The organism is Aeromonas sp. sif2433, assembly GCF_019218705.1.
GTDB classification, from domain to species: domain Bacteria; phylum Pseudomonadota; class Gammaproteobacteria; order Enterobacterales; family Aeromonadaceae; genus Aeromonas; species Aeromonas encheleia.
The window spans coordinates 1-245 of sequence record NZ_JAHUXD010000061.1; the positions used below are offsets into that span (position 1 = coordinate 1).

Genomic DNA, 245 nt, shown 5'->3' on the forward strand with positions numbered 1-245 from the left:
CAGGTACTGCACCTTGTCGTTGGCGACTTCATAGCTCCACTTGCCATCTGTGGTGATGGTCAGGCTGCCCAGTGCGTTGGCACTGGCCACCCCGTTGCCCGGCACGAATACCGCCTGGCCCGCATCCGCGTCGGTCAGGGTCAGGGTGCCGCTGTCGGTCAGGGTCGGCGTGGTGGCATCCTCGGTCACCGCGCCGTGGTCGTCGCCGGCAATCACCGGCAGATCGTTGGTGCCGGTGATGGTGA

The 245-nt window shown here is 66.1% G+C and carries 1 protein-coding gene; it reads right to left on the reverse strand.

The annotated features are described in order from the left end of the window. Positions 1-245: VCBS domain-containing protein (locus tag KW825_RS20405; protein ID WP_218330253.1), on the reverse strand; the 245-nt coding region annotated here is incomplete at both ends.